This window comes from Polyangium spumosum (genome assembly GCF_009649845.1).
GTDB classification, from domain to species: domain Bacteria; phylum Myxococcota_A; class Polyangia; order Polyangiales; family Polyangiaceae; genus Polyangium; species Polyangium spumosum.
Genome location: NZ_WJIE01000003.1, coordinates 306996 through 320409, shown reverse-complemented (window position 1 = coordinate 320409; position 13414 = coordinate 306996). Strand labels below are relative to the sequence as shown.

Genomic DNA, 13414 nt, shown 5'->3' with positions numbered 1-13414 from the left:
CCGCAGGTGTCATCTCCCGTGACCACCCCTTCGTCGCCGTGACGCGGCGCACCGCGCCACCCGGACGGGCTCGACGCAATCGGCGTGCCGAACTCCTTTCGCAAGGAGCGTCAAGGAGAGCACGCTCGAAGCGGCTCGGCGACCACCTCCCGCGTCGTTTCGGGGTCTCGCTCACGCAGGATGCATGCTCGTCGCGCTAGGGTTTTTCGGCGCGCCGCCATAGAATGCGTGCCGCGATGGTGACCAGGAGCAGCGCGAAGGGCGGCACGATGAAGACCAAGGGGAAGACGCAGGGCGGGGTCAAGGGCGCGGCCAAGAAGGCGAAGGCGACGAAGGGCGCAGCAAAAGCAGGAGCGAAAGGCGGAGCGCGGGCGACGAAGAAGAGCGCGGCGGCGAAGGCAGAGGCGAGGGTCAAGGCGACGGCGAGGGCCTCGGCCAGGGCGCCGGTGGAGGTCCTCGACGAGCCGCCGCCGAGCCTCCTGGGTCGACCGTTCCGGCGCCTGGCCTGGGGCTACGCGCTCCTCAACGAGATGGGCGACGACGCGATGAACGACTTCGAGGTCGACGCAGGCACGAAGGTCGCCATCGAGGGGGAGCTCGATCGGCTGGCGTACGTGTACGTCGTGCAGATCGCGGCGGAAGACAGGTCGGTGGAGATCCTCTATCCGCCGAAGGGCGGGGCGCGGCGCATGCGCCCCGGCGCGAAGATGCGTATCCCCGGGGGCTCGGGCTGGATCGTGACCACGAAAAAAGGCAGGATCCGCACGATCGCCTCGTCAGCCCCGATCACGGACGTGCAGGGTATCGGTATCGACTGAGGCCGCCAGGGCCGCGGCGCCGGGAGCTCAGCGCCTCGCGCCGCGCTCGACGTAACCGCGAAGGAGCTCCGGCGTCTGCAATGCATAGGAGCGAATCTTCTCCTGGAAGAGGAGCTTGATGACGCCGAACTCGAGGTGCAATAACGCGCCGTAGGTGAGCAGGGTCCTCCCGCCCTCGGCCGGATCGACCCGGAAAAAACCCCAGCAATCGCCGATGTCGTGGGGCCTCGTCGGATCCATCCAGAATCGGACGAGCGACGGGGTCTCGCGGCGCGCGCGGACGGTGTATTCGCCCGAGACCCTGGCGCCGCCCTGGCGGAGGGTGAGGAAAAAGTCGTCGCCCGTTCGGCCCACGAGGCGCGCCTCCTGGGTCAAGGGGAAGATGTACCGGTAGGAGCCCGGGTCGAGGAGCACGTCCATGACCTCGGCCGGCGACGCGGCGATGATCACGTAGCCGAGGCCGCCGATGAAGTCACCCTGGGGGAGCTCGACGTCGAAGGTGCGCTTGACGACCTCGCCCCGGGCGAGGCGGGTCTTCTCGTCGGCGGTGAGCGATCCGGCGCGGGCGCGGCGAGGCGCGGCGCAGACGAGGGCGCAGAGGACCGCGAGGAGAACGAGGAGGCGGCGCGCCATGCCCCCCACCGTGAGGTCGCGCCGGTCCGGACGCAAGCCCCCCCGCGAGGGCAGCGCCTCGGCAGGCTGCCGGTCCGTGGACGCCGGTATGCACCCGAAGGACGATTGCGAGGGGGTCGACGGGCAGGAGCGGGGGTCTGACCCGTAAAACGTTTTACGTTGACGACGCGGACAAACCAGCCTAACGAGCGCCGGTGCCGTCCCTGCGCCACGAAGCGCTCGTCGAGCTGTTTCGCAACCGTCCCGTGCTCGCCGCGGAGCTGCTCGCGGAGGCGCTGTCCGTGCCGCTGCCGCGCTTCACGGAGGCGCGGATCGAGTCGGCGGATCTGGCAGACGTCGTGCCGCGGGAGTTACGCGCGGACCTGCTCGTGCTGCTGGTTGACGACCGTCCGGTGCTGGTCATCGTCGTCGAGGCGCAGCTCTCCGACGATGGGGACAAGTCGTATGCCTGGCCCGCGTACGTGGCGGGCGCGAGGGCGCGCTACCGCTGTCCCGCGTGCCTGCTCGTGGTGACGCCGGACGCGGGGCTGGCAGCTCGGCTGGCCCGCCCGATTGTTCTGGGTCCCGGGGATGGACGGCTCACGCCGTTCGTGATTGGACCCCAAGGCGTCCCGGTGGTGACGGACATTCCTGCGGCAAAGGAGAGACCCGAGCTGGCGGTGCTGTCGGCGATGGCGCACGGACAGACCGGGTACGGGATCGACGTGGCGACGGCCGCGCTGGCAGCGAGCGCAGGCGTGGTGGACGAGGAACGGAAGGCGCTTTATCTCGATCTCGTGCTAGCTTCGCTGGAAGAGTCGACGCGGAGAGTGGTCGAGGGGCTCATGATGAGGAACTACGAGTACCAGAGTGAGTTCGCCCGAACGTACTTCCAGCGGGGACGCGAGGAAGGGTTCGAGAAGGGGATCGAGAAGGGGATCGAGAAGGGGATCGAGAAGGGCATCGAGAAGGGCATCGAGAAGGGCATCGAGAAGGGGGCCCTCGAACCGGTGGTCCACCTCTTCGAACGCCGGCTCGCCCGGCCGCTCTCGACCGATGAGCGCGATCGCCTGGCCGAACGTCTCCACGTCGAGGGGGCCAACCGGCTCGCCGATAGGGCCCTCGACATGTCCCCCGAGGCCCTCGCGGCTTGGCTCGTCGGGAAAAACGGTCCTTGATGCGGCGCGCTCAGCCCCGCTCGAAATCCGAGGGGCGGCGGCGAGCGAGGTAGTCGGCAATCGCGGGCAAGGCCCGGACGTCGTCGAGGAAGCGCTGGAGCGAGCCGTGGCCGTCGAGGCAGGAGGGGACGACCTCGCAGTGAGATTCGAGCACGGCGAAGACGAGGAAATCCGCATACGTGGGCGAAGGGCCCGCGAAGTAGAGGGCGCCTTTCTCCTCGGATGACTCGAGCAGCCCCTCGAGGATGGCGCGGAAGCGAGGGAAGACGTCGCGGAAGTGGGCGTCGGTGGCGGCCTGGTCCTTCAGCCAGCCAGGGTTGTAGGCGACGCGGGCCCACGCGGCGCGGAGGTCGTGCGTGGTCTCGGCGACGACGTCGGCGCGGACGCGCTCGTCCTCGTTCGCCCCGTCGAGCCCGAAGACGCGGGCGAGGTGGCGGAGGATGGCCGCGCTCTGGGGGATCACGCGTTCGCCCTCGGCCGAGCGCTCGATGAGCACCGGGACCTGGCCGAGGGGGACGGTCTGCTTCAGCGTGGGCCAGTCGGCGCGCGGGACGCCCCGATCCACGTACGGGGCACGGACATAGGCGAGCAGGAGGCGGATGGCCTCGGCTCGGCCGCGGATGTCGAAGTAGACGAGCTCGCGCTCGGGCTCTTGGCTCATGACGACGAGGAGAGCCGAGCCAGGTAGGGGCGTCAATCGGCGGGAGGGCATGTTTGCCCGAGGACGAGGCGGGCCCCGAAAGACACTCGACGCCGCGTGGGATCCCTTGCTAGAAGCGCGAGGGGAATGGCGACCATCGAGCTCTTGCGTCACGGCCGAGAGATGGGGGCCCGGCTCGCCGCGGAGCTCGCCGAGGCGAGCCGGGTCTGCGTCGCGGTGAGCCGCGCCGAGGCGAGCGCGCTCGCGGTCGTGGATCTCGTGCGGTTCGTGGAGCGCGGCGGCGAGCTGATGTTGCTCGCGGGGCTCGACGGCTACGCGACGGAGACGGCGCTGCTGCGGCGCTTCGAACGGACGCCGGGCGCGCGTTGCCGCGTCTATCACGCGCTCTCCGGGGCGGCGTTCGTGCCGCGGCTCTGGGTGCTCGACAGCGGCGCGCGGCGCGTCGTGTACGTGGGCGGCTCGGATCTCGCGGCGGCTTCGCTCGCGCAGGACATCGCGGTGAACGTGCGGATCGAGGGCGACGCGTCGGAGCCGGAGCTCGAGCGGCCGATGCGGCTCTTCGAGGAGCTCTTCTGGTCGGAGCTGTCGTGGCCGATCACGGAGGCGGAGGAGGCCGCGTACGAGGCGCTGCGCGCGGCGCGCAAGGCCGCCGTCGAGCGAGCGCCGGACGGTCGCGCCGAGGCGCGGCTCGTCTCGCTCGTGGCGCAGCGGATCGGCGAGTCACGCGGCAAGGCGGCGGCGCGGCGGCACCTGCTCGTGGTGACGGCGAAGAACTACGCGCTCTGCATGCAGACGAAGAGCTTCGGCCGGCGGAGGCAGGCTGAGCTCGAGCGGTACGGCAAGGGGGATCCGTTTTTTTTCCACGTGACGGGTCGGGGCGGCGGGCTCCGGGCGATGGGGATGTTCGTGGGGGAGACGTTCCGGGACGAGGCGCCTTCGTTCCGGGGGATGGACGGCGGGGCGCAGCCATTCCGCAAGAAATTCGTGGTGCTGGGGGAGCTCGGCAAGGAGATCCGGACGCGGCCCATCCTGGAGTCGCGTAGGCCCGGCGCGCCGAAGCACTGGTTCAATGGGTTCGTCCAGGATAGCCATACGCTCTCGGTCGAGGACTTCGAGGCGCTGCGGGGCGCGTTCGTCGCCGCGCTCGCCGAGGAGCAGGGCGCGGCGACGCCGGCGAAGAGCTGAGCCCAGGACGTCCGGACCGGACCCGGCGAGGGACAAACCATCGCGGACAAACCAGTCGCCCCGGAAAAACCAGGGGTAGACGTTCGCGGTAAAACCAGGGCTTGACGTGCGCGGAAAAACCGACCAAGAAACGGGCCTTGGCCAGGCGCACAGAGCAGATCGGCGTCCGCCGTTCTCGTTTCGGGTACGAGGACGCGCACCATGCGAAAGGTATCGATGCGACCGCAGGCAACGAGCACGAGCAAGAAGGCCACGGCGGTGGCAACGGGGGGGCGAACGAAGAGAAAGGCAGGAGCGGCGGAAGACGAGGCTCCGCCGGACCTGACGACGGAGCTCGCGCTGGGCAGCGACGGCGTGATTTACGTGAATGCCGAGGGCGTGGACCCGGCGCGGTATGCCGGGCGCAAGATGTTCCAGGGCTTCGCGATGACGCCGGAGGAGGCGGAGATCGCGGTGATGGAGATCCATCGGCTCGCCTTCAACGTGACCGTCAGCGCGCAGGCCGGCGCGCGGAAGGCGAAAAAGGGAAAACCGATCAAGGGTCGATGACCCGTACGTCGAGGAACCAGGGCCCGGCGTCCTGGCCGAGCCCGTCGATCTGGAGGAAGTACATGCCCGGATCGAGGGTGAGGTCGAGGAAGCTCTTGTTCTGGCCGTAGCCGACGGCGCAAGCCTTCGGGACCTCGACGCCCGGACAATCGGGCCCTTTGCGGACGTCGAGCAGCGTCGTGTAGCCGGACCCGGACATGTCGAGCACGACGCGTTTCTTATCAGAAAGGGAGAGCCCGAGGAGCTGGTCACGCGCCCCGCCCTCGGGCCCTCCGCCTTGATCACAACCCGCGTTGAAGCTCGCCGTCGCGTTCGCGGTGTTGCCCTGGAAAAAACCGCCCGTCTCCGGGATCATGAGCACGTCCGCGCAAGCGTCGGCGAAAGGCACGACGAGGGGCGGCGCGCTCTTGCGCACGAACGCCGTGACCTGCACGGGCTGGCCGAGCAGAGACTCGGCGATGACACGGTACTCACCCGCGGGCACGTTGCGCTTGCCGACGCGGAGCGGCGATTGCCCGCCGGCGACACACGCGAGCTCGTCCGAAGGTTCGGCGCAGAGCGGGAGGGCGAGCGAGACGGCGGCGGAGTCACCCTGGGAGATACGCTGGACGAGCAGGACGTCGGAGGCGACGGGCAACGAGAGCGTATACGCCGCGTCGACCGCGCCAGGCAGGCAGCCGAGCTGGACGTCGTCCTGGCGTTCGAGGAGGTCGACGTCACGCGTGACGTTGGGCGTGATCGTCGGGGCGCCCGCGCAGGTCTCGTCGGGCAGAGGCTCGGTGGGAGGTTCGATCACGACGGTCGTGGAGACGGTCGTGGGCGCGCCGGCCGCGACGGCGACGTGGTAGGTGCCCGCGGGCAACGCGTGGCGGAAGACGTCGACGATCTTCGCGCTCTGGCAGGTGATCTCGTCCTCGGGCAGCGCGCAGGCCGCGTCGCGGAGGGAGATCACGGGGGCGCCGTCGCCGTCGACGGAGCTCGCATAGACGTGCACGTTCGCAGGGGAGGCGAGCTCGAAGCTGTAGAGGAGCTCGCCCGTGAGCGGCATGCAGGCGATGCCGACGTCTTGATCGACGTCGATCAAGGTCGAGAGGAAAGGCACGCCGAAGGAGATGGGCTCGGCCGTGCCGCAGGTCTCGTTCGTGGCGACGGGCTCGGGCGGGAGGAAGGCGACGTCGAGGACGACGGGCGTGTTCGCGTCGGTGAAGACGTAGAGGGGCAGCGCGACGCTTTGGGCGGGATCGCCGAGCGAGCGGCCGCGGATCTTGGCGAAGCGGCCACCCTGGGCGTTGAAGAACGACTTGCCGCAGGTGATCTCGCTCGAGGGATCGCCACACTGGCCGAGGAGCGCGAGGGCGACGTCGGCGCCGTTCGTCCGGGCAGAGATCTCGACGTCGAGGGGCGGGCCCGCAGGCAGGACGATGGCGGCGACGACGTCACGCGCGCCGGCCTGATTGTCGACGTTGCAGGAGGCGGCGAAGTTCGAGGCGGCCGCGGTGGTGTTGATCGTGTACGCGCCGGGCGCGTCGATGACGAGGGGATCGGCGCACGTGTCGTGCTCGGGTGAAGCGCAGCCGGCTTCGTCGACGGCGCCGTCGCAGTCGTCGTCCTTGCCGTTCGCGCAGACCTCGGGCAGCGCGGGCGAGACCTTCGGGTCGTCGTCGTTGCAGTCGCCGTTCGCGACGCAGTGGCCGTCGGCCGTGCCGTCGCCGTCGGCGTCACGCAGGACGTGCGTGCAGGCGCCCGTGGACTCGACGCAGGTGTCGATGGTGCAGACGTCGCCGTCGGAGCAAGCGACGGGAGCGCCGGGCAGGCAGCCGAGCTTGGGTTCGCAGCGCTCGACGCCGTCGCAGTAGAAGCCGTCCTGGCAAGCGCCGTCGTCGGGGCTGTGGCGGCAGCGGCCGAGGGCGAGGTCGCAGGTGTCGACGGTGCAAGCGATGGTGTCGTCGCACTGGGCGTCGTCGTTGCAGGGGCCGCCGAGGGTGTCGTCGGGCGGGGCTGCGTCGCCGGGATTACCGCCGCCGGTGCCGCCGGCGTCGGGGTCCTCCGCGGCGTCGGGGCCGGCGTCGACGGTGAAAGGGTTCGGCGCGGTGGATGGCCCACAAGCACCGGCGAAGACGGCCGCGGGGAGGAGGGGCGCGAGCCAGCGAAGGTTTCGCAGGGGCCGCGTCGGCGGCGGGGCCTTCGTCTCGGCGCTCGTCATGGCAAAGGAAGAGAGGTCGGGTCCGCCTTCAGCGTAGCAGGGCAGGGCGGGTTCTGGCATCATGCCCCGGCGCGATTTCTCGAAGAAAGCGCAGAGGACGGAGATCGGGTGACGAGCGATCGATTGACGCGCAACGAGCTGACGTGGCTGCTCGCGCAGGAAGCCCGCACTGCAGCGCAGAAGCTCCGCCAGGGAGTGATCATCCAGGACGGGCCCCCGGGCTCCGTTCGCGTGCCCGAGGGCGAGAGCACGGTCGCGGTGGAGACGACGCTGAACCAGCTCGACGAGGCCGTCGGGATGCTGGCCTCGCTCCACGGGCACCCTGCGACCCGAGGGCGGCGAGGCAAGATCGATCTCGCGCAGCTCCTGTGGGAGGTCGCGCCCGAGGCGCGCGTGCAGATCGAGATGGGCGAAGGCACGACGGTGTTCGGCGACGAGGCCGAGCTACGTCGCATGTTGCTCTTGCTCGTCGGTCAGGCGGGCGATCCGGCGAACGCGAAGGGCACCGCCGAGGTGAGCGTGCGCCGCGAGGGCGAAGAGGTGAAGGTCAGCGTGGTGCTCGGCCCGGACCAGCCCGCGACGTTCGAGTCGGAGCGCGCGTGGCTGTCGCGCATGGCGATCCGGCACGGAGGGCGGCTGGAGCTCGACGGCTCGATGCAGACGCTCGTGCTGCCGGCCGACGTGGACATGCAGCGGCAGGAGCTCGAGAACCTGAAGCGCGAGCTCAAGGCGGCGCAGGAGCAAGGCGAGGCCTACGCGCGCGAGCTCGCCGCGGTGTTCGCGAGCGGCGCGAAGGTGGCGAGCACGCCGCCGGCGAGCGCGTCGATCGAGCCCGTGAGCAGCGAGGGGCTCGCGGTGCTGGTGGCCGGCGTGCGAGGGCTCGTGTCGGAGCTGCGCGGCATCTTCTCGGCGATCACGCGCGACCTCTTGCCGCTGCGTGATCGCGGGGGCGAGGTCGGCGACATCGTGGCGAGCTCGATGCGGCACGTGACGGCGGCGTCCGAGACGATGGGCGACCTCGCGCGGCTCGGCGCGTGCCCGATCGGCGAGCTGCCGCGGCACGTGGACATCGCCGAGGCGCTGCGCGACGTGGTGCGCGACGACGTGGGGCGCGCGGCGCGGCACGACGTGCGCGTGACGCTGAACGCGCCGCAGACGGCGTACGAGGTCGCGCAGATCGGGGCGCTGACGGTGCTGATGCACGCGCTGCTCGATCATGCGATCAGCGCGTCGCCGCCAGGCACGGAGGTGGTCCTGACGCTCTCCGAGCAGCAGGGCGGCGGCTTCACGCTCACCGTGGACGACGCCGGGCACCCGCTGCCCGAGGCGGCGCGGACCGGCGTCTTGAGCCGGGACTTCGAGATCCTCGCGGCAGGTCGTCCCGCGGGGATCTCGCTCATCGCCGCGACGGCGATCGCGGCGCACGTGCGCATGCAGCTCGAGATCGACGATGCTCCGAGCGGCGGCGCGCGCGTGCGCCTGACCATCCCGAAGATGAGCGCTTAACGCGCCCGCCCGCCGGCCGCGCCGAGCAGCGTGATCGCGCGCTGGAGGTCGGCCGGCGTCACGAGGCCGACCACGTGTTCGCCCTCGTCGAGCACGAGCACGGCCTCGGCGTCTCCACCCACGAGCGCGTCGAGCGTGGCCGCCGCGTCGTCCCGGGTGTGCACGCGTGGCACGTCCGTCCGCATGGCCTTGCCGACAGTCGCGTCGGGCGCGCGGTGGAGCTCGGGCCGCGCGAGGTCCCACGCCGTCACCACGCCGAGCACGTGATCCGGATCGTGCCCGTCGTGCTCGCCGTCGCCGTCGACCACGAGCGCGCCCGCGAGGTTCTGCCGGAAGAGCCGCCGCGCGACCTCGCCCGCGCGTTCGTCCGCGTGCGCCTCGCCGAGCCGGCTCGTCATCACCTCGGCCACGGGCAAACCCTCGAGGACCTGCCGGAACTGGCTGCGCCCCTGCTCGCCGGCCGCGCCCATGTACACGAACACCGCGATGAGCACGAGCAGGATGTTGAACGAGAGCAGGCCGAGCAGACCAAAGAGCACGGCCATGCCCTTGCCGATCGTCGCGGCCACGCGGGTCGCGCGGCGGATGCCGAGCCGCGAGGAGAGCAGCCCGCGCAGCACGCGCCCGCCGTCCATGGGGAAGGCGGGCAAGAGGTTGAACGCGCCGAGCACCGCGTTGGCGAGCGCGAGCGCGAGGAAGGCGACGCGCACCTCGGCGGGCAGGGGCAGGAGCGAGAAGAGCCAGCAGCCGAGCGCGATGCCGAAGCTCGAGAGCGGCCCGGCGAAGGCCATCCACGCCTCGCGCTCGGGCTTCACGTCGCGCTCCATGCGCGAGACGCCGCCGAGCATCATGAGCGTGATCGACCGGACGCGGACGCCGTTCGAGAGGGCCACGAACGAGTGCGCGAGCTCGTGCAGCAAGATGGAGACGAAGAGCCCGACCGCGAGGATCGTGCCCCAGACGAGCGGCGGCAGGTGCACTTCGCTGCGCGGCAGCCCGACGGCCTCGGCGATCACCCGGAACTGGGTAGACGTGACGAACGCGACGTACGGGAGAAACAGGACGAGCGTGATGTGCAGCTTCACGGGGATGCCGCGAATGCGGAAGATCGTCCAGCCACGGTCGAACATGGTGCTTCCTCCGGTGGCAGCGCGCGCGCCGGGGCCGAGCTGCGTGAGCGGACAGGGCAACACGCGTGCCCCGAGGTCGCTCGACGCGCCTTCGGTTACGCAGCCTCGTCCACCACGTCGCTGTCGATGTGAAACCCTTCGCCGTCGGGCGTGCTGATGAAGCGCAGCGCGCCCGAGGCCTCGAGCGCGTCGCAGAGCTCCTCCGCGTCGAGCTGCGAGATGCCGAATCGTTCGACGAGCGCGTCACGCATCGCCGTCTTGCCAGGAACGTAGTCGGCGCCGACGAACGTGCCGAACCGGTCGCGTAGCGCGCGCCCCGCGCTCGCGGGCCCGATGACGAAGGGTTCCGCGGGCTCTCCGAGGTGTTGCATCGAAAGGCTCCCCCCCCGAGGATCATGGAGACGGACACACGAGGCACAAGGCCCCCACCTCGTGCGTGATCAACGAGGGTTCGTCGGGACGGACCTGCCGAGCGGGTGCTCGATCTGCAACGAGAGATCCAGGCCGAGCCAGAGCCCCTCGACGGCGCCGCCGAGCCCGCCCGTCGTCTCGAAGCGCGCGGGTCGGAGGAGGGCGCCCGGGCTCAGGTGCAGGCCGAGCCACGCAGGGCCGAACGCGCGCACGTCGACGCCGAGGAGGCCGCCCGCGCGGCCAGACATCACGTCACGCGCGCCGAGGACGCCGTCCGTCGCGCGCACGTCGCCGAGGTGCAAGAAGGCGAGCGCCGCGTCGGCGCCGAGCGCGAGGCGCACCGACGGGTCGAGCCAGAGGCGGTAGTCGACCGCGAGCCCGACCTCGAACCACCGCGTCGCGCCGGCGCTCGTGGGGCCCGTGAGCCAGCGGGCCGTGGCGCGTTCGCTCACGCCGGCGCCGCGGAAGCCGAGCGAGGCGCCCGCGCCCCACAAGGCGCCGGACGAACCGGGCAACAAGGCGAAGCTCGGCGCGGCCGACCAGACGATCGCAGGCGCGCGCCGGGCCACGAGCTCGAGCTCCTCGGGCGAAGGCGATCGCGGGGCCGGGGGCCTGCGAGGCCTGAGGGGGCGCGCCTGCGCGCGGACGAGCTCGTTCGCGGCGATGGCCACGAGGCGCGCGGCGACGTCGGGGTTGAGGCCGCGGATCAGGAGGTAGCGGCGCGTGATGGGGCGCTCGGCGAGCCTCGCTTCGATGAGGACCTCCGAGGGGCTCGGCAGGTCGATCCAGACGTGCGCCACGTGGTCGCCGAGTGGTCCGCCTGCGCTCGGCGCGAGCGAGCCTTTGTCGTCGAGCTCGATCTCGAGCAAGCGACGCACGCGTGGCTCGGCGAGGATCTCGGCGGCGGCGCGCGAGAGCGACAGGCGCACCTCGACGCGGCGCGGGGCCGTGGAGGCCGGCGCGGGCGTGGTCGGCGCGGGCGCGGGGCCCTCGGCGCGGACCTCGCTCGGGGCGAGCGTCGCGAGGACGGCGAGCGCTGCGCCCGCGGCGCTCGAGCGCCACGCCGATCGCGTCTCAGGGAGCGCTTGCGTCGCCTGCTCCCGCGTCCGGTGAAGCTTGGGGCTCCTCTTGCGCGGGCTCCTCGCCCGAGAGAATACGCTCCACGTCTTCCTTGCACCGGCCATCGGGGTACTTGCTCAAATACTCCGTGCCCATCCGCGCCGTCTCATCCTTCCGACCGGCGCGGTGCTCGGCGCGGATCTGCTTGCAGGCGGCGTCCTCGGCGAGGACACCTTTGAGGCTCCGGGCGCGCTCGAAGTACTTTTGCGCTTGATCGGCTTGCCCCATCTTCTCGTACATGCCGCCGAGCGTGTAGGCCGCGATCTCCGCGTAGGGATCACTCGGGAAGTTCTCGACGACGCGGGTGAGCGCGAGCAACGCGGCGGAGGGATCTCCGCCCTTGGCGCGAGCGATGTCGCCGATCACGACGAGCTCGCCGGCGCTGCGCGCGGCCGCGATGGCGCCTTCGATCCCACCGGGCTGCTGGCGCAAGAGCTCGAGGGCCTGGGCGAGCTCGCCGGCGTTGTACTTGGCGCGCCAGTCGGGCGCCGCGATCGCCACGGCCTCGGCCTCGGGCCGGAGCGGCAAGGTGAGCGGACGCGCGGAGATCTCGCGCGGCATGGGCGCGATCGCGCGAGGCGCGCGACGCGGATCGTGGTTCTGTGGATCGTGCGCGACCTCGGCGATCGTGATCATCGGGACGGCCTCGAGCCCGTCGCCGCCCGCGAGCTCGCGCGAGCCTGCGGGCCAGGAGACGCGCGCCGAGCCGCTGGCGACGCGCACGTCGATGTCCGCCTCGTTTCGCCGGACGAACACCACGCTCCCCGTGCGCGGATGGAGGCTCGCGCCCTCGGCGACGACCGCGAGATCCGCGGCCCTGGGCGCGGAGTCCGTGTCGACCGAGGCCTCGCCGCGCAGGAGGCGCAACGTGAGCGACTCACCCTCGCCGCGCTCGACCTCCACGGTGGTGCCTGGCGAGAGGGTCAACGTGCCGCCGCCGGGCAGCGGATAACTCGCCTGCCGGCTGCCTGCCGCGAGCACGCTCGGCGTGGCGTCGTTCTCGGTGGCGATCGCGTGGACCTCGGTCGGGACGCCGCTCGAGCTCTTGCTCGTCCCCACGTAGAGGCCTGCGCAGAAGGCGCCGATCGTCGCGGCGGCGACCGCGATCAGCGTGCCGGTCCATCGCGACCGCTCGGGCTCACGGCCGGGCAGCTCGTGCTCGAGCCGCTCCCAGACGCGATCGATCCGGGCCGGAACCGCGTGGTCCCGCAGGTCTTGCGGGCGCAGGGGAGGCACCACGCGGCGGGTCATTGGTCCACCTCTTTGCTCACCGGTTCATCCTTGCCGGTCGGGTCGACGAAGTGTTCGTCGAGGAAACGCTGCGCGCGCGTGATACGACGTTTCACGGTGGCGAGCGAGCAGCTCGTGAGGTTCGCGACGGCCTCGAGCTCGTGCCCTTCGATGCAGCGGAGCGTCCAGGCGATGCGCTCGTCCGTGGGGAGCGTGCGCAGCAGCGCGTAGATCTGGGCGAGCTGCGCGCGCACGTGCGGCGAGGCCTCGGGGCTGGCGATCGCGTCGAGGTCGACGGGCTCGCTCGCGCGTCCGAGGCCGAGGAGGTTCAGGAGCTTGCCGCGGCGCATGCGCGAGCGCACCGCGTGCACCACGATGGAGCCGAGCCAGCCCTTGAAGGCGGCGCGATCGGTGAGATCACGCAGGCGCTCGAAGGCGCGGAGGAACGCGTCATGGACGATGTCCTCCACGTCGCGCGGCGAGCCCTCGATCCGCGTGGCGAGGTTGATCGCGAAGGCCGCGTGGCGCCGGTAGAGGATCTCGAGGGCCTGCACGTCGCCCTCCGCGCCGAGGCCGACGAGCTGCGCGTCCGGCAGGTTCGCGAGCGCCGAGCGGCTGCCTTTGGGGCCTCGCCTGGTCTCGGGCGGCGTTCGGGCTTCGGCGCGATCGTCGTGGATCGGCATCGCGGCCACCTCCTCACCCTCGGCGGGGCGGGAGGCTGGCTCGACGAGCCGTAAGCGACCGCGCTGAAGTCTGGGCGCCATTTTCGATAATCCTGCAGCTCTAAGGACGCTCAGGGTGTGGCAGGTGGC

Annotated in this window: 13 protein-coding genes; 5 read left to right on the top strand and 8 right to left on the bottom strand. The window is 71.2% G+C overall.

Annotation, left to right across the window (positions count from 1 at the left end):
* The first annotated feature begins 236 nt into the window (after positions 1–236).
* Positions 237–818: a DUF4384 domain-containing protein gene (locus tag GF068_RS11300; protein WP_153819376.1), complete on the top strand. Its 582-nt coding sequence runs from the start codon at positions 237–239 to the stop codon at positions 816–818.
* 27 nt (positions 819–845) lie between these two features.
* Here the strand turns inward: GF068_RS11300 and GF068_RS11295 are convergent, their stop codons facing one another.
* A complete protein-coding gene (locus tag GF068_RS11295) occupies positions 846–1451 on the bottom strand; it encodes an SRPBCC family protein (RefSeq protein WP_153819375.1) in 606 nt (201 codons plus the stop codon).
* Positions 1452–1732: 281 nt separating this feature from the next.
* Here GF068_RS11295 and GF068_RS11290 point away from each other — a divergent pair, with 281 nt between their 5' ends.
* Positions 1733–2608: an RpnC/YadD family protein gene (locus GF068_RS11290; RefSeq protein ID WP_153819374.1), complete on the top strand. Its 876-nt coding sequence runs from the start codon at positions 1733–1735 to the stop codon at positions 2606–2608.
* 10 nt (positions 2609–2618) lie between these two features.
* On the opposite strand, the gene GF068_RS11285 is transcribed toward GF068_RS11290, so the two are convergent.
* Positions 2619–3269, bottom strand: coding sequence for a glutathione S-transferase (locus GF068_RS11285; RefSeq protein ID WP_170319428.1), 651 nt, complete (start codon positions 3267–3269; stop codon positions 2619–2621).
* Positions 3270–3395: 126 nt separating this feature from the next.
* Here GF068_RS11285 and GF068_RS11280 point away from each other — a divergent pair, with 126 nt between their 5' ends.
* Positions 3396–4454 (top strand): phospholipase D-like domain-containing protein, encoded by a 1059-nt coding sequence (locus tag GF068_RS11280; RefSeq protein ID WP_153819372.1) that lies wholly within the window; start codon positions 3396–3398, stop codon positions 4452–4454.
* Between the two features lie 201 nt (positions 4455–4655).
* A complete protein-coding gene (locus GF068_RS11275) occupies positions 4656–5003 on the top strand; it encodes a hypothetical protein (protein WP_153819371.1) in 348 nt (115 codons plus the stop codon).
* Here the strand turns inward: GF068_RS11275 and GF068_RS11270 are convergent.
* Positions 4990–7206: a putative metal-binding motif-containing protein gene (locus tag GF068_RS11270; protein ID WP_153819370.1), complete on the bottom strand. Its 2217-nt coding sequence runs from the start codon at positions 7204–7206 to the stop codon at positions 4990–4992. The genes GF068_RS11275 and GF068_RS11270 overlap by 14 nt on opposite strands.
* A 108-nt stretch (positions 7207–7314) precedes the next feature.
* On the opposite strand from GF068_RS11270, the gene GF068_RS11265 reads away from it, so the two are divergent.
* The gene (locus GF068_RS11265; protein WP_338046326.1) at positions 7315–8712 is read left to right on the top strand and encodes a sensor histidine kinase; all 1398 of its coding nucleotides are present in this window, start codon (positions 7315–7317) and stop codon (positions 8710–8712) included.
* Here GF068_RS11265 and GF068_RS11260 read toward each other — a convergent pair.
* From GF068_RS11260 to GF068_RS11240, 5 genes are all read right to left on the bottom strand, one after another.
* The gene (locus GF068_RS11260) at positions 8709–9842 is read right to left on the bottom strand and encodes a site-2 protease family protein (RefSeq protein WP_153819369.1); all 1134 of its coding nucleotides are present in this window, start codon (positions 9840–9842) and stop codon (positions 8709–8711) included. The two genes, GF068_RS11265 and GF068_RS11260, sit on opposite strands and share 4 nt — an antisense overlap.
* A 95-nt stretch (positions 9843–9937) precedes the next feature.
* The gene (locus tag GF068_RS11255) at positions 9938–10213 is read right to left on the bottom strand and encodes a hypothetical protein (RefSeq protein ID WP_153819368.1); all 276 of its coding nucleotides are present in this window, start codon (positions 10211–10213) and stop codon (positions 9938–9940) included.
* A gap of 69 nt (positions 10214–10282) precedes the next feature.
* Positions 10283–11437 carry a hypothetical protein gene (locus GF068_RS11250; protein WP_240806830.1) on the bottom strand — a complete coding sequence of 385 codons (1155 nt, stop codon included), beginning with the start codon at positions 11435–11437 and terminating at the stop codon, positions 10283–10285.
* Entirely contained in the window at positions 11328–12623 is a 1296-nt protein-coding gene (locus GF068_RS11245) for a FecR domain-containing protein (RefSeq protein WP_153819367.1), read from the bottom strand. Before GF068_RS11245 ends, GF068_RS11250 begins: the two co-directional genes overlap by 110 nt.
* A complete protein-coding gene (locus GF068_RS11240) occupies positions 12620–13285 on the bottom strand; it encodes an RNA polymerase sigma factor (protein ID WP_153819366.1) in 666 nt (221 codons plus the stop codon). The genes GF068_RS11245 and GF068_RS11240 overlap by 4 nt, the downstream gene beginning before the upstream one ends.
* Positions 13286–13414 lie beyond the last annotated feature (129 nt).